The following is a 17,758-nucleotide window of genomic DNA, read 5'->3' on the forward strand; positions in this document are numbered from 1 at the left end:
GCTATCTCATATGCGAAGAACGTCTACGTGACGTTTCGTTTGCCCTCTCCTAAAGACGATGGGTTCGGGCTTGGGCTGAGAAATTTAGTACATAACCGCCCAGGTCGTGCACGGCCAGTGGACTATTCCAAGGTAGAAGGTACATGCAAGTGACAATCGTGGGAGCCGGCGCAATCGCTTTGGGTTATGCGGCGTATCTCATACAGAATGGACATAAACCGAAAGTTTGGTCTCCATCGGGAGCCCGGACTGCAGACTTCGTTACTGGACTCCCCCTTCACGTGAAGGGAGCGGTCGAGGGAGAGTTCTACTTGGAAGTCTGCGGGAAAGCGGAAGATGTTGGCGACGCCGATGTCATTATTTTGGCATTGCCGGCCTACGGATACCGATTCGTCCTCGACAGCATCATCCCTCATATCCGCGCACACCATAGCGTAATCATCAGCGCTCATCTTTCATTTGCCGCTCTCTACATTTCCCAGCGCCTTGCGGCGCGGGGGCTCGTCATCCCCATAGCAGCTTGGAGCACCACGGTGCTAACGTGCAAGACTCAGTCTGCGAGAGCTATCACGGTACGCACGATCCGCGCCAAGGTCGACATGGCCGCATTTCCAACTCGCCACATCCACCGCATTCATACCACTTGCGTTTCACTCTTCGGAGACCGGTTCGCACTGAAGGACGACATGCTGACGCTGACGCTCAGCAACATTAATCCGCAAGATCACATGGGTATTGCGCTAGCCAACTTGACCCGTATTGAGAAGGGCGAAAGCTGGAGCCAAAACTCCAATCTGACACCAACAGTCGGGAGGCTCCTTGAGGCTCTAGACCAAGAGAGACTTACCATTGCAGCAGCATTCGGAAAGTCAGTGAGAACGACCTTTGATCATTGCAGGCTGTCTTTTGGCGTGGTTGGTGACTCACTTTCGGCAATATCGGAGCAACTGGTCCGGCAAGGGAGTGATCCGCTCGGCCCGACAGACATCGCCACACGCTACGTGCTCGAAGACGTGCCGTTCGGGTTGGTACCGACGCTTCGACTCGCCGAGCTGGCTGGGGTGAGAGCACCCTTGCACGAGGGCGGCGTGGTAATTCTCGGCGCTTGTTACGGTCGGGACTTTGTGGCGGACAACGACATTCTTCCCGAGATTGGACCGCTTCAAATCGACACCCTCAAGAGGCTTGTGGTCGACGGCTATGCCGTTCCAACCTAGATGCCATTACATCCGGCGCGGCGCTCGATGGGCGTCCGAGTCCGACGCCACCGACGCAATAAAAGCAGAAGTACTATGCCGCAAATCCAGACTTGGAGTTTATGAGAAACCAAAATGAAGATAAAAACGCTACTGGTCGCCTTGTGCGCAATGTGCATTCCATTTGCGGCATTCGCGTACGATGGAAAGGAACTTAAGTTCGGAGTCGACAGCGCTTACCCGCCATTTGAGTCGAAAACCCCAAGTGGCGAGCTCGTTGGATTTGACATTGATCTGGGTAATGCAATTTGCGCGAAGGCAATCGGTTTCAGCCACAAGATATACGCCAACTTCGAAGCGCTGGTTGTAAGGGACGGCTCGGCTCTGGTGGCAATGCCCGAATCGCTCAACGAAAAGCATATCGGAGTCTTGCAGGGAAGCACACAGGAAGCCTATATGCACGGAAGCATTGGACGAATGGAGTTGACATTGTGCCCTACCCTTCGCAAGACCAGGTGTGGAATGACCTCGCGGGTGGGCGGCTCGATGCGGCACTGGTTTCGGGGCCGACGGCTGAGTCGGGATTCCTGAATACTGCGCAGGGTCGTGATTTCGGTTTCGCGCGAGGTCCGGCCATCCACGACGCCGCCATCTTCGGTCCCGGCGTCAGCATCGGTGTGAGAAAGGGTGACAGAGCCCTGCTCGAAGCAATCAACGGTGCGATCGACAGTCTCCGCAAGGACGGGACGTATGACCGAATTGCAAAGAAGTACTTCACGTTCGACGTTTACGGCGGTTAATCGACGTCAACTGCCCAGCAAAACAGACCGCGTGCCCGACCCAGGGTTGCGCATAAAAAAGCATCGAGACACAGAATATAAGGTTTGGAGACCTCAATGAGAATCAAACTTCTTGCAGCTTTCGTGATGTCAGCCGCCGCAGCTCCCGCAATGGCCCAAAGTACGGTGACGCTCTACGGTCTGATCGATGAAGGAATCAACTATACGAATAACGTCGGTGGCGACAAGCTGTTCGAGCTCCAGAGCGGTACGGTCCAAGGGAGTCGTTGGGGCTTGAGGGGAGCGGAGGATCTCGGCGGCGGTCTTAAGGCAGTTTTCCAGTTGGAGAGCGGCTTTAATGTCAATAATGGCAAGCTCGGTCAGGGTGGCCTGATGTTTGGGCGACAGGCGTGGGTCGGCGTCGCATCCAACCAATACGGGACGGTTACTCTCGGTCGACAGTACGACTCCGTCGTCAACTATCTGGCTCAAACGACGGCGAATGGCACATGGGGCGGGGGCATGTTCTCCCATCCGTACGACAACGACAACACGGACAACACCTTCCGTGTCAACAATACTGTCAAGTACACAAGTTCCGAGATTGCTGGCTTTAAATTTGGCGGCACGTACAGCTTTAGCAACGACACTAACTTCGCCAACAATCGCGCGTACAGCATGGGCGTCCAATACGTCATAGGCGGCTTGCTGCTGGAAGCCGCCTATCTGCAGGCGAACAACCAGTCGTCCACCGCCGGTGGTGCAATCGGGAACAATCCCGCTGCGGATGAAAATTTTCTGGGGAACAAGTTGCGCATCTTCGGCGCGGGGGCAACCTACACGTTTGGTTCGGCCAACGTGGGCATTTCGTATTCGAATACCTTCGTCGCCAATCCGGTGTCTTCGGGATACGTCGGCAAGATTACGCCAGCCTCGGGCACGCTTTCCAACCTGCGTTACCAGAATTTCGAAATCAACGGCAAGTACCAGTTCACGCCAGCCTTCTTCGTCGGGGCGATGTATACGTACACCCTGAGCGGTTTCAACGCCACCACTGGAAAGCTAAAGCCGAATTACGAAACTGCGGGGCTGATGGCTGATTACTCACTGTCAAAGCGCACGGACGTCTATGTACAGAGTGCGTATCAGCACGTCGGTGGTGACCGTACTGGCAGCGTTCTCGACTTTGCCTTTGTGCCGGTGGCCGATGACGTATCGTCGAATCGCAATCAGGTGGTTGCACGCGTCGGCCTGCGTCATAAATTCTAAACCGGGCCAGATATCGCTCGATTGACGTTCGTCCACGTTCCGAGCGAACCTGTTGGGCGGCGCCTTGCGCCAGCCCAGTTGCTACAGAAGCGGAGAGCGTCCTCACCAGCGCACCCACATGCCGGGCCTCCGCGGTGATCTCCTGCGAGTGATGTTTGCGCTTGCACATGTAGGCGCGCGTTCGTCGCATCAGCGCGTGCCTGCGTCGGCCCTTTCTTCGGCGCCCAACTGCCATAGGGTGATGGAACTGCTCAACCATATCCCGCCCCGCCTGACGATGCTGAAGCAAACTACTACCGGCAATTCAACAATACTGTTGCAGCCGGTATCGACTTAAACCAAGCGGCCTCCAGAATTCCGAAAGCGATTCAAGTTACCCGATGGATCCGGTCACTTCTTAGTAGCCGAAGCTAACGGCAATTGGAAAGTCGCGCTATCTACGAATCGCAAAAGCTCCGCCTTCGACATGTGGTCTACACCGAGGCGCTTCAGATTACGGCCAGTTTGAAAATAGTTAACGCCGTTGATGGAGGAAGCGATTTCGATCACGGCTTTGATTGCCCGAGACTCTATGCCCACTCTGGCGCCGAGTTCGTACCAAGGGACCAAGATATATGGAATATCCTCACATATATATCTATGTTGCATACGATCAGGCGTTTTGACCTTCGTGGAGTTATGAGTTTTGGATTGGAAAGCGAAATCGGAGAAGTTGGAACAATCTCCGCCGTAAAAGCCGATCATTTCCTCGAGGACTGTCGGCAGTCGAAAACCGAAAGCCTCTCCGATTCTCAATCGCTCATTGTCCAACGCCTCTACGACCCTTCCGACAGAGGGTGAGATCCCGTCACGATAGAAGAAAAAATCTCCTTTTGTGCTTTCTATCCATCCCGTATTTAAAATACCTCCGACAGGATGAATGACACCATTATTCGACTGCATTCCAATTGCGAAAATGTTATCCCACCACAAGAGCCTTTCCGGAAAGATCGCGGTGATTTGCGATAACTGTTTCTCATCCATGGCGTTCGAAAAGGCAGCAATCGGCAAACAATTCTTAATTCCAGTGATCCGGACTTCGCCGTCCCTGACCGACGACGCATAGGGCGAGGAATTTGTCTCTAGAACTGCCTGCGGGTTTAGCTCTCTTGAACCCATTGGGGAAAAAAAATTGGCATTATTGACTATGATGACATGTCGACTCAAATCGAAATTTTTTAGATCACCAATGAGATTGTCATGCGCGTATGCTGGAACAGCAATCACGAGAAAACGCGAGAAGTTTACGGCCTCATCCATATCAGTAGTTACAGTCGGATAAAACTCACCCGTGATAGCCATGCTAGCCAACAAGCGACCGTTCGCTCGGATCGCATCAATATTACGACGATGATCTGGATTCCCGTAAAGGAGAACCTCGAATCCACGACTCGCCAAATCGGCCGCGAAAGCGCATCCACAATTTCCGGCGCCGATGATTGAAACTGGAAACCTTAATGACATGTCATCTCCGCATAAACAAACAGAAGTTTTCTGTGACGCCACCCAATATTGCGACGTCATGCAAGGCTGAACGTCGATCAGTAGTTGTGCGTTAGCGCGACGACGGCACGCAACGAACGTGCCACCGCGGAACGAGGCCACCTCTTTAAACGGCTCATGTACCGGTTAATGTGGTGAGGAGAACAAGATGCGATTCCTCGTCCAGTGCAGATCATGTCGCGAACGTTACAAATCCAGCATCTTGAGTTAGATCTGTCCGAATCTCGACGTATTTGTAAGGCAATGCGTATTAACCACCGCTGAACAATCATCTGTGCGGAAAGGTTATAAGGCCAAAACGGTGTTTTGGCACTCGGATCGCGTAGGTATGTTGGTGCGAGCTTCTTACAACACGGGTTCCGCTGACGGATACATCTCAATGATCTTCAATTTGGCGCCCTAGTGCCGTAGGCCCGCGAACACCTCCAATAGAGCCTCCCAATCTGTACGTAGGGGCGTTCATTCCATTTGTCGTCGCGTAGTAGCCGACGCTGCGCGACTGGGTCATCCGTCGTGAAGTGTGACAGACCCAATCGCGCGCCAGGACGGGACACGAAGGCACCGCTTGCGACAAACCGCGCGCCGTTTGTCGGGAATCCGACGTCGGCAATGTCAGCCGAGGCAATTTCGCGAAATGCGCCAAAAGTTCGTTCACCGGGGATTTCGAGCTTTCAGGCCGACATGGTGCGAAAGCTGCATGCAGACAGCTATCCGACCTGGGATATTTCGACAAACCGCGACGTCCCGTAACGCGGCTCAATTCCGTCCACGCTGAAATGGCCCCGACAGTTAGCCGGTATGCGCCGTGTGGGCTTCGTTACCACACGCGATCGAGCAGGCACTCCTTTTTCGCGGGACCTTCGCAACATGAAAAAACTTTTCGTGATGACGCGCACAACGAAATTCTGCCTTCTGCGGTATGTCGGTTTGAATTGTGTTACGTTAGGGAATGCTCATATAAGTCACGATTCTTTTGAGACATCGGAGCAGTCTGGCTACAAGTTGCCGACCGAAAATCGGCTTTTTCGCACACGATTTAGAAAGCTGCGCGGGATTGCGTTCATGTTCTACGCGATTCTGCTCTTCGCAATAAGCAATGCGGTTGCGAGGATCATTCCGGCAAGATATCCGGCGAACGAGATGATGTTCTTTCGGATGCTATCCGGATTAATTCCCGCCGCGTTCCTGTTCGGGACTCGTCACATTCAATGGAAGGAACTGACGATTTATCGCTTAGGCGGTCATTTCATCAGAGCCGCCACAGGGCTTGCCGCAGTAGGATTTTTCATTGCCGGCGTGCCATATCTGCCTTTATCAACTGCTGTAACGCTGAAGGAGACAGAAGCAATCTTTGTCTGCTTTTTCGGCATCGTGTTCTTGGGCGAGCGTTTTCGTCTACCTACGGCGATAGCGTCGATGTCCGGATTCGTGGGAGTCGCGGTGGCTTCCTCACCATTTAGCGCCAATGGTGCGTCGCTGCGCGCAATGATTCTAATTCTGCTGAGTGCTATGTTTAGCGCCGGTTCAGTCATCCAGGTCAAGAGACTCTCGCGAACTGACGAGCCAGCGACAATCGTCTTCTATTACACAATCATAGCGACGATTGTTAGCGGAGTGTCACTTCCCGTCGCTTGGGTAGCGCCAGATCTAAGGGATCTCGGGTACATGGTTCTTTTTGGGCTGACTGCAGGTGTAGCGCAACTTATGCTAACGATCGCAGTCGCGACTGTCGCCACCCCAATCGTCGCCTCATTTGGTTACCTCAGCATTGTATGGGCAATCATTTTCGACTATTTTATTTGGGGGGAGGTCATTTCTCTACAGGTAGCACTCGGGACGGTCATAATTATTGCAAGTGTGCTCTACCTGTCGTGTCGCGCCTAAATGATCTTTCGTGACAGAGCAATCTGCGCAGGACCACGACCAGATACTGATATGACTTTCGCAGTCGAGTACCGCAAAGGTGACGACGCGAGCGACAGGACGCGCCGCTCAAGCTCGTCTTCTTCCAGATGTTCGACCGACGCCCAGCCCAGTCCTGCCGCTGTGGCAAGCTGAAGATACTGCGTGATCGTCCCCAGACCGACGCTGAGGGCGCCCTGCACGCTGGCGGTGCGTGAGATCGCATGCCCACTTCAGGCGGAGTACTTCCTTGATTTTGCGCATGGTTGTGCGATGAGCCGGCATCGTCGGTCGCTCCAAAAACGGAGCTACCTTAACGCCAGCGGATTGGTCTATACGCTCGAGCGCAACGAGCAGACTTAGATCGAAACCCTTAAAACCCATTTCTCAACATATCCACGCTATAGATGCAAGGCATCAACGCAATCGATTTTACAAATCAATTTTTGTGTTGCACAGTGAAGCCTCTCGTTGCGGAAATCGGAATCGAAGTTGATTGATCGAATACTTCAAATTTATAAGTAGTACGACAATGTTTAGACGTGTCTTCATGATGATCATACTTTTAGATGTATCTCTCGACGCGCCACCTAAGCTTACCGGAACCGTGCCCGTCGCAGCCTTTCGGTTGGGACTATCGACCGTGGATCGGCCTACTGGCTCGATAATTGAACGAAACGGTCCAGAGCTGTGAAGGTCCTCAATTGCGTATCCGCGGCGCGCGACGAGTGCCACAATCGCGCCGGATGTCGCGACGTCTACTTAACCTTTGACGACAGTACCAATTCCTTTTTCATACCGAATTTGCTCGATTTACTCGGGCCATCTATACGTGCCCCGTATGGAATGTGGACCGAAGCAGTGCTCACTACGTCAGCGAGCGCTGGTCTGGCGCCCCTCCACTGGTCGGTAGACCCGCGAGACTGGTCTCGTCCCGGCATGGACGCGATTGTCAGCGCAGTGCTGGCCTCTGTCGGGCCGGGTGCAATTGTGCTCTTGCACGGCGGATGCCCTCCCGATGAGTTGGGACGATGTAATCACGCTGGTCGGCGCGAGCAGACCCTCACGGCGCTTTCCCTCAAGATTCCTGCATTGCATGACCGGGGGTTTGCAATCCGATCGCTTCCTCAACCTCACCGGACGAACCAGATACCCTATGAACATGCTTGCCGCAACTAGCACTGTCGCTGTCTCGTTTTATGCGCTGCTCTCGACTGTCTATAAAAGTACCCAGACGCTTTATGCTCAGCCGACAAACGTGTCATCGCTGTCGGACGGTCTGATCGACTCCGACACTCTGCCGGGCGTGGATGTCATCGTTCCCTGCTTCAATGAGGACCCGCGCACGCTCTCGGCATGCCTGGAGTCCATCGCAAACCAGGACTACGCCGCAAAACTGCGCGTCTATGTGGTCGATGATGGTTCTGCGAATCTCGACGCCGTGAGGCCGGTATACGATGAGTACTCGCGCGACCCGAGATTCAACTTCATTACGCTTCCCAAAAATATGGGAAAGCGCAAGGCACAGATCGCCGCGATACGCTCTTCATCCGGGGAACTGGTACTCAACGTCGACTCGGACACGACGCTGGCGCCCGATGTCGTCAAGAAGCTCGTATTGACAATGCGAGACGCGACGATAGGCGCCGCCATGGGGCAGTTGACGGCCAGCAACCGCAGCGACACCTGGTTGACCCCTCTGATCGATATGGAGTACTGGTTGGCTTGCAATGAAGAACGCGCCGCACAGGCTCGCTTCGGCGCTGTTATGTGTTGCTGCGGTCCATGTGCTATGTACCGCCGGTCCGCGCTCCTTTTGCTGCTAGATCAGTACGAGACGCAACTTTTTCGCGGGAAGCCGAGCGACTTCGGCGAGGACCGTCATCTGACGATTCTCATGCTGACGGCAGGTTATCGGACCGTGTACGTTCACGACGCCATTGCGGCGACAGTCGTTCCAGACAGACTGGGGGCGTATCTGCGCCAACAACTGCGCTGGGCGCGCAGTACGTATCGGGACACGTTGCTTTCGCTGCGCCTGCTGCCCCGTCTCGATCGTTACCTTACGCTGGACGTGATCGGACACAATCTGGGCTCGCTATTTCTCGGCTTATCGCTACTAGCGGGTCTCGCGCAGCTCGCATTGACAGCGACAGTGCCGTGGTGGACTGCCCTGATAATCGCATCATCGACCATGATCCGCTGTAGCGTGGCATCGGTTCGCGCTCGCCAGGTTCGATTTCTTGGCTTTTCTCTTCACACACCCATTAACCTCTTTCTCTTGCTCCCCCTGAAAGTCTATGCGCTGTGTACATTGAGCAATAGCGATTGGCTGTCCCGTGGCTCTGCAGGGAACGTATCGAACGTTCGTGAAAAACAGGTAGATACTCCGAATCCGGTTACAAAGCCGAACGCCACTTCAGCGTCAAGATCTGCGACTCCACACCGTCGGCAGGATCAAGCGTGCGAGTCTTCAACATTAGCGACGTCTCACGAAGCATTCGATGGCGATTAGTTAATCGTACATATAGATCTCGAGTATTGCGCCAACCCAGAACCGCCCACCATCGGCACTGGTCCGCTGGAGTGCGATCGTCTCACGCAAAGGCTCGATTGTCGTCTTCCCAACGCCAGTGCATTCACCGAAATCCTGGTACTTGATTGTCAGTAACTCTCGCGCTTGGCAGGCAAGGATCTTCTATCGACCAGGGCGTTTTCAATCGGGCCGCGGCAGCAGAACGGCTTCTTTTTCTTTAAGACGAGTGCGTAATTTCCTTCTTATCTCCATGTCCAAAGCAGCAATCAGCTTCACCGGCGTAAGGAAGTCATATGGCGACAAGATCGTAGTCGACGGATTGTCGTTCAGCGTCGCGCCTGGAGAGTGCTTCGGTCTGCTAGGGCCAAATGGCGCGGGCAAGAGCACGACGGTGCGTATGGTTCTCGGCATGGCGCCGCCCGACGCAGGCAAGATCATCGTGCTCGGGGAGCCAGTGCCGGCGCGCGCTCGCTCGGCACGTATGAGCATTGGCGTGGTGCCGCAATTCGACAACCTTGAGCCCGGGTTCACCGTGCGCGAGAACCTTCTGGTGTTTGGGCGCTACTTCGGCATGAGCACACGTGAAATTGAAGCGGTCGTGCCGTCGCTGCTCGAATTCGCTTGCCTCGAAAGCAAGGTCGATGCGCGCGTCACCGAACTATCCGGTGGCATGAAGCGGCGGCTGATGCTGGCACGCGCGCTGATCAACGATCCACAGTTGTTGGTCATGGACGAGCCTACAACGGGTCTCGACCCGCATGCGCGCCACCTGATCTGGGAAAGCCTGCGGTCATTGTTGGCGCGCGGCAAGACGATCCTCTTGACCACCCATTTCATGGAAGAGGCCGAGCGGCTGTGCGACCGACTGTGTGTGCTGGAGGAGGGGCGAAAGATCGCCGAAGGCGGGCCTCGCGTGCTGATCGAAGAACAGATCGGGAGCCACGTGGTCGAGATCCGCGGCGGCAATCCGCATGAGCTGCGCACGTTGATCGCGCCGCACGCGCAGCGTATCGAGGTCAGTGGTGGGACCCTCTTCTGCTATGTGTCCGATCCGGAACGGGTGTGTGTACAGTTGCGCGGGCGCGCGGCGCTGCGCCTTTTACAGCGTCCAGCAAATCTCGAGGATGTCTTTTTGCAGTTAACCGGACGCGGGATGAAGGAGTGAACGATGAGAGAGTTTTATGCAGCGGCCCTGCCCGCGAACGTGTGGAACTGGGTTGCAGTGTGGCGCCACAACTATCTGGCATGGAAAAAAGTCGCGTTTGCCTCGATTCTCGGTAACCTTGCCGATCCTATGATTTATCTGTTCGGCCTCGGCTTTGGTTTCGGGATAATGGTAGGTCGCGTCGATGGCGCATCTTATATCGCGTTTCTCGCGGCGGGTATGGTCGCCACGAGCGCGATGACCTCCGCGACCTTCGAAACGATTTACGCAGCTTTCTCTCGCATGCATGTTCAGCGCATGTGGGAAGCGATCCTGTGTACACGGCTCACGCTCGGCGATATCGTTCTCGGTGAACTGGCATGGGCCGCCACCAGGGCCTTTTTTGCCGGCATCGCCGTCATGGTGGTAGCCACCGTACTGGGTTATGCAGCGTGGTCATCCATTCTCTATGCATTGCCTGCCATCGCCCTGACTGGCCTCGCCTTCGCGAGTCTGGCGATGATCCTCACGGCGCTTGCACCCAGTCACGATTACTTCGTGTTCTATCAAACGCTCGTTCTCACGCCCATGGTGCTCCTGAGCGGCGTGATCTTTCCGATCAGTAAGCTACCTGCCGTTTTTTGCGACGTAGCGCGCTTCTTGCCGCTCGCACATTCCGTCGACCTTATCCGTCCCGCGATGCTCGGACGCCCGGTGGGCAGTGTTGCCCTGCATATTGGCGCTCTCTGCATTTGCACGGTGTTGCCGTTCTTTCTGTCGGTGGCGCTGTTACGTCGACGCCTCATGTCTTAATGCCAGCTATGGCCGGCGGATTACGCACGGTTTGCGTCAGCGCATCGCGCGCGTCGCCGTCGGGGTTCTCGACGTTGAGGAAAAGGCCGTAGCGTTGTGCGGAATCCGACATGGCAGGCCCTCTCGTGGAAAGACCACGTCAAAGGCAAGTTTTGCGCCCACATCTCGTGGTACGTAAAGTCATGACGACGTCAGCCATGCCTCAGGCAGAAGCGCGACGCTGCGACCGCGCCGCGCGGCTGGGCAGGCCGAGCCCGCAACACGCCCGCGATGAAGCTCGTCACGCTTGACGAACGCAAAGCGGACCACGGCGCGCGGTGACGCGCGCACAATCGCCGCAGCGCGACCAGCGAGTCCGGGTCGATCAGATCCAATGGGCACAGCACCCGGTAGGCGCCTGACAGCAAAGCCTCGAAGCCTTCGGCACGGCTATCGTCGTCGATGGTCCCGGTGTGATGAACGAACTCGCCTCCGGCCGCCTCCACCAGCGCACGCAGCACGGCGTTGATGCTTGGCCGCCCGCCCACATAAACCCATCGACGCCCGCTCAATGCGCGCGTCAATGCGCGCTCGTCGAGCAGCGCCTGCTCAACCGCGAACAACTCGTGCTGCAGGCTCGCGACATGTGCCCGCGCGCGCTCCAGCGACAGGCTCGCACTGCTGTCGGGAAGGCATGTGCCGCGGTTCTGATTCATGACGGGCTGCGCTTCGGATCGCACCGTTACGGCAACGGCAGGCGGCATGGGTCTCATGGAGAGCGCCTCGTGACATGGCCCGCAAGCCGTTCGCCCGCTGCCGGAGTGAAAAACCAGCTACGCACCGTGTCGTACGTGTAGCGCGTCCGGCCGGCATGACGCGCGTGCGGCGCCAGCCGATGCTCGGACAGCGGCTTCGCCCAGCCCCAGAAGTCGGCCACCCGCGACGCGACACAATCGAAGCGGTGACCGACGCGTGCTGCCTACTCCGCTCTAAAGCAAAGCGCATGGTCAGAACAGACGCCACAACTCGGCGCCTTGCAGATGAACAGGCCCTCGCGCTCGCACAGTTGCTTGTAGAAGAACTTCTTCCACTTCATGTCATGCGTATTCTTCGCGGCCAGCCGCGGAAACCAGTGGCTGATCAATGCGGACAACTCGCGCCGCGACGGCAGAAGCAGGTCTTGCCAAAGGTGGTTTTGCCCGAGGCTCGCGCAGGCCAATGCATGGGCCACGCAGTTCGCCTCGTCTGCCGGGCCGGCGCGCGGATCGGCATGGTGATTGAGCAACGCCACCAGGTCTTCCAGTTCGTCGCCACGCGGCATCGTGGCGGGCGACAAGACGCACGTAAGACCGAGCGCCGAGCCAGCACCCGGGAACCAGCGCGCGAGCATCCGGCGCGTCTGGTCGGCGTCCAGTCCGGGCATCGGCAGCACCTCGACGCCGTGGTGCTCGAACCCGCTCGACAGCACGCCGGCCAGTGCCAGCACGGTGGGATCGCCCGCATCCACCGCACACGCCATCAGGGTTGCATAGGCGTCCATCGCGGCATCGCTCAGAGAACGGCCGCCGCGTGCGTGTAGCACTTTTTCGGGCAGATCTTCGCGCACGCGGTGCAGCCGACGCACAGTTCCCGATGCACGATAATCATTACCTTCTTCTCGTACTCGTCGTCGTCTTCGTCTTCGGCGTCGCCGTCCAGTGCGACGTGCGCGCCGTCCTCGTTAAGCCCGACGAGCTGCAGCACGCCACGCGGACAGACACGGAAACAACGTCCGCAACCAATGCATTTTTCTTCGTCGAGCCTGTTGACGAAGGTCGGCGTCCAGGTGGCGCCGCTCGGCAGCGTAACGCTGAAGGTATCGCTCATGATGTGGCTCCATGGCTTCGCTGGTTCAGGCCTCTGCCGCAGCGGCAGCCTTGCGGGCTGCCATCAGCGCGGCGTGGGCGTCATGGCAGCGCTGGGCGACAGCGAGAATGTTCTCCCAGTTGGTCGGGAGTTCCTCTGAGAGGTCGTGCAGGTCCAACTTCGCCCGGGTCGCTTGCGCGTTGAGTTTCTTCAGGTGCGCCTTGAGTTCATCGGCATCGGTGCTCATCGTCTCGGTCCCCTCACGATTCCTTCAGGCGCCGTACTGTGCGACGGCGGGGTACATCCGGATCACCTCGACCGCTTCGTCGAGAAGCTTTGCGCCCGCCTGGGCGAGCTTCTCCAGCGAAGCGAAGCCGAACCTGTGTACGTCGCGCAACTGCTTGTTGACGACAACGAGCCGCCCCACGATCAACACCATGCGGCCGAAGCCCTCGTGGCTCATCTTCATCATCGGCGAAACCATTTGGCCGGTCTCACGCTCGATCGCCACCGCAATCGCGCTATAGAAAAGCTCGAGCCGCCACAGCGTTTCGGGGTCGGGGTCGCCCATGATCGGAATCGCGCGGCGTTCCTCCGGCGTGTGGATGTACGGCTTGAGCAGTTGCAGGTCGGTCTTTCCGTCCCACACGCCGTGGGTGTCCTGCGCGCGCAACTGCCTGACGAGCTGCTGCACGAACGGTGCGACCAGCAGCATTTCGTCGTTGGCCTTGGACGGAATTGCGGATGTTTCAGCCATGGGATACCTCATCGTCTTCAAAGTCGTATACACGTTCGCCATCCTTCGCCAGCGCCTTGCGCAGCCACGGCGGCGGCGTGCCCTTCAGCACCTGTTGCAACTTGCCGAGAGTCTCCTCGATGGACTCGGGCCGCGGCACCTTGATCGGATGAATCTTCAGCGCAACCACTCGAGCCGCGGCCGAGCCGCCGATTGCGGCGACGTACAGGATCGCGCAATCCTTGACGGCTTCGAGTTTGGGCGCGAGCTTGTCCTCGTCGCCGTCCTCTTCGAGCTTGTCACCAAAGTCGAACGCCTCGACGAACTGGTAGCCGTCCGGTGTGACGTCGTAGGTGACGATGCTCCTCGCCCAGCCAAAATGCGCATCGACGAACTGCCTGTCCTGGGTGGCGAACGCGATCTTCATGCTGTGTGCTCCTTTAGGTGGGTCAAGCACCGGCCGCGACGACAGGAGTGTTCGCTTCGCGCGCCGGATCGCGCGCGGCCAGATCGATAGCGGCCTGCGGCAGCGGCCAGTCGCCCGGATCGTGATGCGGAATCTGCTCGATCATCAGGTTGGCGATCTCAAAGATCAGGTTCATCGTGCCGCGGTAGCCGACGTAGCGTCGATGTGCGTTTCCAACCCGGTCGAAGACCGGAAAACCGATCCGGAAGAGCGGCTTTTGCAGGTGCTCGGCCATCTGCCTGCCGTGCGAATGGGTGATCAGCAGGTCGCAGTCCGCCGCGGCGCGCTCCATGTCTTCGAGATCGCCGATCACGACCTGTTCAGCGGGCAGCAACGCGTGCGCGCGCGATCGCGTCGTGCTGATGCAGCAGCGCAACTGCGCGCCCATCTCGTGCAGCATGCTGCCGACCGCGAACAGCAGATCGGGCTCTGCGCCGATCGCGACCTTGATGCCTCCGGTGTAGAAATGGCCGTCCAGCATCGCATCGAGCAATTGGCTGCGCTGACGCCGGTATTTCGCGGGAACGGGTCGTCCGGAGCGCTGCGCGAGCAATTGCAGCAGACGATCGTTGGGTTCCAGTCCGGTGAGCCGCCCGAACACTTCGAACGGTGTGCCGGCGATAGCATGCAATGCCTCGGCGCCGTCGCGCGTCTGCTCGCCCACGCCGATCGTCAATGCCGATGCACCCGCGGCCCGGATCTCCGCGAGCGTGGTACCGCCCAGTGTGGTGCCGCGCCAGTCCGGCGCGATATGGCCGTCGAGCGAGCCGGAAATGTCGGGCAGCACGATGACATCGAGGCCGAACGCTTCGATGATCTCGCGCAGTTCGTCGATGTCGCCAGGCGACAGATGGCTGCCGGGCAGCAGCGTCACCTGATTGGCCACCGTTGGCAAGGCCTTGACCAGCGCGTTGACGATGCCGGTAATCGCATGCCGGTAGCCGTCTTCGAATGCGCCGACATAGTCGGGGGTCGACACATAGACGATCTCAGTGTCGTTGAGTTCGGGCTTGCGCTTGCGCACGGTAACGAGATAGCCGTCCACGTCGTCGCCCTCGGTCTCGGTGAGACCTGTTGAACAGATCGCGATGACCTTCGGCGCAGCGCGCTTGCGGATGTTGAGCAGCGCGGCCTCGATGTTCTCGTAGCCGCCGAGCACCGCGGTGACTTCGTCCATGGCTGTCGTCTGCAGCGGGATCGCCTCCCTGAAGTGGCGCACCAGCAGCACGAGGCCGAATGACGTGCAGCCCTGCGAGCCGTGCATCACGGGCATGCAGGCATCGAGCCCAAGGAACGCGAGGCTCGCGCCCAGCGGCTGGCTCATCTTGAGCGGATTGACCGCACAGGCTTTCATAGATTCGACGACATCGGCCATGGCATGTTCTCGAGTTCGGGGGCGTCAGGTCGGTATACCGGGTTCGAGGCTCATCGCCCCCACCCCACGGCGCTCGACAGCGGGCGCGCGGCTTGCGCCTGGACCACACCGAGCGCTCCCCCGTCGTCGCCCCACGGAGCAGGGATCCGCACCTGTTGCCACACCGGGTTGTAGATCGCGCGGTCGATCTCATGCACCAGCTCGACGATCCCCTCGTAGCCGCCATAAGGGTGGTGGCGTTCCTGATTGATGTCGAGCCACGGTATGCGGGCCTTCAATGCGACGAACTGTGAGCGGCCACCCGACAGCATGATGTCGGCCCGCGCGTCCCTGAGCATCGCGTACATCTCGCGCGGCGTCATGCCGTCGATCATGTGGGCGTCATCGCCCATGATCTCCCTGATCTTGTCCTTGTCTTCCTTAGTGCTCTTCTTGACGCTGGTGCCGACGATTTCGAGCCCTGCTTCCTGCAGCGCGGAAACCACCGACCAAGACTTCACGCCACCTGTGATGAGCAACACCCGCTTGCCGGTAAGGCGCGCTTTGTAGTGCGCGATGCGCTCCCACGCGCGCGCTTCCTCGGCGGCGATCAGGCGCTCGGTCCGCTCGAGCAGATCGTCCGGCGCGCCCTGCTGCACGAGCAGGCTGGCAATATGGCGCAGCGTGTCGCTCATGTCGCCGATCCCATAGAACGAGCCCTCGAAGTAAGGGATGCCGTAGCGCCGCTGCATCTTTGTCGCGATGTTGATCATCGACTTCGAGCAGACCATCATGTTGACCTTGGCGCGATGCGAACTTGCGATCTCGTTGTAGCGCCCGTCGCCGGAGATGCACGAGAGGATACGGATGCCCAGCGCGTCGAGCAGCGGCTTGGTCTGCCAGAGTTCGCCCGACAGGTTGTATTCGCCAATGACGTTGATGTCATACGGCGTCGTGTACTCGGGCTCGCGCGTGCCGATCACATGGTTGAGGATCGCCTCGCCGCCAAGCTTGTTGCCCAGATTCTTCGGCCCGGCGAAACCGGGGGAAATGACCGGAATCACCGGCTTGCCAAATTGTTCGGTGGCGCGCTTGCAGACTGCCTCGATGTCGTCGCCGATCAGCGCAGTGACGCAGGTCTGGTAGACGAACACTGCGGGCGGATCGTATTTCTCGATGATTTCGCGCACGCTCCTGAACAGGCGCTTCTCGCCGCCGTACACCACGTCGAGTTCGTTGATATCGGTGGTGAAGCCGGTGCGATAGAGTTGCGGACCGGATGAAGCGGCGTGCCGGTTGTCCCACGAGTTACCTTCACAGGCAATCGGCCCGTGCACGAGGTGTGCGACGTCCACCACCGGCTGCAGAGCGATCTTCGCGCCGTCGAACGCGCACCCGCCTGCGGCCGAACCCGGCGAAAGCTGCTTCGTGCAGCCCCTTTTGCGCTCCTTCTCGCTCTTGCCTTGATTCTTGTCGCAACCCGGCTCGTCGAAAACTTCGGCGATTTGGGCATTGAGCGAAGCAGACATGACGTGCTCCTGATGGATGGACGTTTCTCTAGTGGCAAGTTCCATACCACCGGGAAACGCCTTGAAAACGTGCCAATTGGCGCTGAAGCAGTCGCTCGCGCGCATCGCAATGGCGGGTTTGAACGGTCTGCGACAGACGGTTCGCGACACAGAGAACCACAACACACGTTCACTGCCTGCCTTGCCGTTCCGTATGGAGCAGGAACCGTGCGATCGCATTCGCGCGCGCCTCCAGCAACGCATCCGGCCCCAAGGGGTCGCGAACCGCCAGGTAAGCAGTCAGCGCGTGGCGCATCCGTGGAGCTTTCGCGTAGTCCCACCGCACAGATCGACAGGTACTCTGCCCGTCCGTTCGCATCGGAAACGTCGTCGACCAGAGCGAGCAGTTCGCGCGGCGTTACCTCGTCATTGATCTCCGCGAGGCTCAACGGGTCGGACGCCGCCACCTCGCGCTCAAAGTCGTCGTAGGCGACAACTGGTTGCGGGTTTCTCAAGGCTGCTAAATTTGCCTGAAGGCCTTTGTGGGTATGACTTTCGCCGATTTCCGCCGGATCCGCTAGATTCCTTGACAACTGGTTGCGAGTTTCGGTTGAAGCGATCTGGCGGCGGTCAACGGAATGGGCAAGCGGGCGAGACCAGCCGCGTCGAGGAGGGGGACGAGGCAGTTT

The 17,758-nt window shown here is 58.1% G+C and carries 16 protein-coding genes and 1 pseudogene; 7 read left to right on the top strand and 10 right to left on the bottom strand.

Annotated elements, in window-relative coordinates:
* Positions 1 to 143 precede the first annotated feature (143 nt).
* From HWY30_RS34455 to HWY30_RS34465, 3 genes and pseudogenes are all read left to right on the top strand, one after another.
* The gene (locus HWY30_RS34455; RefSeq protein ID WP_090811263.1) at positions 144 to 1,217 is read left to right on the top strand and encodes an NAD/NADP octopine/nopaline dehydrogenase family protein; all 1,074 of its coding nucleotides are present in this window, start codon (positions 144 to 146) and stop codon (positions 1,215 to 1,217) included.
* Between the two features lie 114 nt (positions 1,218 to 1,331).
* Positions 1,332 to 1,996: pseudogene (locus HWY30_RS34460) on the top strand (transporter substrate-binding domain-containing protein).
* Between the two features lie 96 nt (positions 1,997 to 2,092).
* Complete coding sequence (locus HWY30_RS34465; RefSeq protein WP_090811265.1) at positions 2,093 to 3,244, top strand: porin; 1,152 nt, start codon at positions 2,093 to 2,095, stop codon at positions 3,242 to 3,244.
* Positions 3,245 to 3,634: 390 nt separating this feature from the next.
* On the opposite strand, the gene HWY30_RS34470 is transcribed toward HWY30_RS34465, so the two are convergent.
* Positions 3,635 to 4,747 (bottom strand): NAD/NADP-dependent octopine/nopaline dehydrogenase family protein, encoded by a 1,113-nt coding sequence (locus HWY30_RS34470; RefSeq protein WP_167368798.1) that lies wholly within the window; start codon positions 4,745 to 4,747, stop codon positions 3,635 to 3,637.
* 906 nt (positions 4,748 to 5,653) lie between these two features.
* Here HWY30_RS34470 and HWY30_RS34475 point away from each other — a divergent pair.
* From HWY30_RS34475 to HWY30_RS34490, 4 genes are all read left to right on the top strand, one after another.
* Complete coding sequence (locus tag HWY30_RS34475) at positions 5,654 to 6,670, top strand: DMT family transporter (RefSeq protein WP_244145117.1); 1,017 nt, start codon at positions 5,654 to 5,656, stop codon at positions 6,668 to 6,670.
* 1,174 nt (positions 6,671 to 7,844) lie between these two features.
* Entirely contained in the window at positions 7,845 to 9,203 is a 1,359-nt protein-coding gene (gene nodC / locus HWY30_RS34480; protein ID WP_090811271.1) for a chitooligosaccharide synthase NodC, read from the top strand.
* Positions 9,204 to 9,450: 247 nt separating this feature from the next.
* Positions 9,451 to 10,389 carry a nodulation factor ABC transporter ATP-binding protein NodI gene (nodI, locus tag HWY30_RS34485; protein WP_279613321.1) on the top strand — a complete coding sequence of 313 codons (939 nt, stop codon included), beginning with the start codon at positions 9,451 to 9,453 and terminating at the stop codon, positions 10,387 to 10,389.
* Positions 10,390 to 10,392: 3 nt separating this feature from the next.
* Positions 10,393 to 11,181: an ABC transporter permease gene (locus HWY30_RS34490; RefSeq protein WP_090811273.1), complete on the top strand. Its 789-nt coding sequence runs from the start codon at positions 10,393 to 10,395 to the stop codon at positions 11,179 to 11,181.
* Here the strand turns inward: HWY30_RS34490 and HWY30_RS42580 are convergent.
* From HWY30_RS42580 to nifE, 9 genes are all read right to left on the bottom strand, one after another.
* A complete protein-coding gene (locus HWY30_RS42580; protein WP_279613322.1) occupies positions 11,171 to 11,293 on the bottom strand; it encodes a hypothetical protein in 123 nt (40 codons plus the stop codon). The two genes, HWY30_RS34490 and HWY30_RS42580, sit on opposite strands and share 11 nt — an antisense overlap.
* Before the next feature lie 79 nt (positions 11,294 to 11,372).
* Complete coding sequence (locus tag HWY30_RS34495) at positions 11,373 to 11,876, bottom strand: DUF2325 domain-containing protein (RefSeq protein ID WP_244145119.1); 504 nt, start codon at positions 11,874 to 11,876, stop codon at positions 11,373 to 11,375.
* Positions 11,877 to 12,139: 263 nt separating this feature from the next.
* On the bottom strand, positions 12,140 to 12,700 hold the full coding sequence (locus tag HWY30_RS34500; protein WP_090811277.1) for a nitrogen fixation protein NifQ: 561 nt from the start codon (positions 12,698 to 12,700) through the stop codon (positions 12,140 to 12,142).
* A gap of 11 nt (positions 12,701 to 12,711) precedes the next feature.
* Complete coding sequence (fdxB, locus tag HWY30_RS34505) at positions 12,712 to 13,026, bottom strand: ferredoxin III, nif-specific (protein WP_090811279.1); 315 nt, start codon at positions 13,024 to 13,026, stop codon at positions 12,712 to 12,714.
* A gap of 25 nt (positions 13,027 to 13,051) precedes the next feature.
* Positions 13,052 to 13,252: a CCE_0567 family metalloprotein gene (locus HWY30_RS34510; RefSeq protein WP_090811280.1), complete on the bottom strand. Its 201-nt coding sequence runs from the start codon at positions 13,250 to 13,252 to the stop codon at positions 13,052 to 13,054.
* A 24-nt stretch (positions 13,253 to 13,276) separates the two neighbouring features.
* Positions 13,277 to 13,762, bottom strand: coding sequence for a NifX-associated nitrogen fixation protein (locus HWY30_RS34515; RefSeq protein WP_090811282.1), 486 nt, complete (start codon positions 13,760 to 13,762; stop codon positions 13,277 to 13,279).
* Positions 13,755 to 14,168, bottom strand: a complete 414-nt coding sequence (gene nifX / locus HWY30_RS34520) for a nitrogen fixation protein NifX (protein WP_090811284.1) — start codon at positions 14,166 to 14,168, stop codon at positions 13,755 to 13,757. Before nifX ends, HWY30_RS34515 begins: the two co-directional genes overlap by 8 nt.
* A 22-nt stretch (positions 14,169 to 14,190) precedes the next feature.
* The gene (gene nifN / locus HWY30_RS34525; protein WP_090811286.1) at positions 14,191 to 15,582 is read right to left on the bottom strand and encodes a nitrogenase iron-molybdenum cofactor biosynthesis protein NifN; all 1,392 of its coding nucleotides are present in this window, start codon (positions 15,580 to 15,582) and stop codon (positions 14,191 to 14,193) included.
* Positions 15,583 to 15,632: 50 nt separating this feature from the next.
* On the bottom strand, positions 15,633 to 17,090 hold the full coding sequence (gene nifE, locus HWY30_RS34530; RefSeq protein ID WP_143037301.1) for a nitrogenase iron-molybdenum cofactor biosynthesis protein NifE: 1,458 nt from the start codon (positions 17,088 to 17,090) through the stop codon (positions 15,633 to 15,635).
* Between the last annotated feature and the right edge of the window lie 668 nt (positions 17,091 to 17,758).

The organism is Paraburkholderia tuberum STM678, from assembly GCF_902833905.1.
GTDB classification, from domain to species: Bacteria; Pseudomonadota; Gammaproteobacteria; order Burkholderiales; family Burkholderiaceae; genus Paraburkholderia; species Paraburkholderia tuberum.

What these genes read in the sequence shown, in the direction of transcription:
- HWY30_RS34455 (WP_090811263.1), top strand. Translation starts at nt 144, where the DNA reads ATGCAAGTGACAATCGTGGGAGCCGGCGCAATCGCTTTGGGTTATGCG.
- HWY30_RS34465 (WP_090811265.1), top strand. Translation starts at nt 2,093, where the DNA reads ATGAGAATCAAACTTCTTGCAGCTTTCGTGATGTCAGCCGCCGCAGCT.
- HWY30_RS34470 (WP_167368798.1), bottom strand. Translation starts at nt 4,747, where the DNA reads ATGTCATTAAGGTTTCCAGTTTCAATCATCGGCGCCGGAAATTGTGGA.
- HWY30_RS34475 (WP_244145117.1), top strand. Translation starts at nt 5,654, where the DNA reads ATGAAAAAACTTTTCGTGATGACGCGCACAACGAAATTCTGCCTTCTG.
- nodC (WP_090811271.1), top strand. Translation starts at nt 7,845, where the DNA reads ATGAACATGCTTGCCGCAACTAGCACTGTCGCTGTCTCGTTTTATGCG.
- HWY30_RS34490 (WP_090811273.1), top strand. Translation starts at nt 10,393, where the DNA reads ATGAGAGAGTTTTATGCAGCGGCCCTGCCCGCGAACGTGTGGAACTGG.
- HWY30_RS42580 (WP_279613322.1), bottom strand. Translation starts at nt 11,293, where the DNA reads ATGTCGGATTCCGCACAACGCTACGGCCTTTTCCTCAACGTCGAGAAC.
- HWY30_RS34495 (WP_244145119.1), bottom strand. Translation starts at nt 11,876, where the DNA reads ATGAATCAGAACCGCGGCACATGCCTTCCCGACAGCAGTGCGAGCCTG.
- HWY30_RS34500 (WP_090811277.1), bottom strand. Translation starts at nt 12,700, where the DNA reads ATGGACGCCTATGCAACCCTGATGGCGTGTGCGGTGGATGCGGGCGAT.
- fdxB (WP_090811279.1), bottom strand. Translation starts at nt 13,026, where the DNA reads ATGAGCGATACCTTCAGCGTTACGCTGCCGAGCGGCGCCACCTGGACG.
- HWY30_RS34510 (WP_090811280.1), bottom strand. Translation starts at nt 13,252, where the DNA reads ATGAGCACCGATGCCGATGAACTCAAGGCGCACCTGAAGAAACTCAAC.
- HWY30_RS34515 (WP_090811282.1), bottom strand. Translation starts at nt 13,762, where the DNA reads ATGGCTGAAACATCCGCAATTCCGTCCAAGGCCAACGACGAAATGCTG.
- nifX (WP_090811284.1), bottom strand. Translation starts at nt 14,168, where the DNA reads ATGAAGATCGCGTTCGCCACCCAGGACAGGCAGTTCGTCGATGCGCAT.
- nifN (WP_090811286.1), bottom strand. Translation starts at nt 15,582, where the DNA reads ATGGCCGATGTCGTCGAATCTATGAAAGCCTGTGCGGTCAATCCGCTC.
- nifE (WP_143037301.1), bottom strand. Translation starts at nt 17,090, where the DNA reads ATGTCTGCTTCGCTCAATGCCCAAATCGCCGAAGTTTTCGACGAGCCG.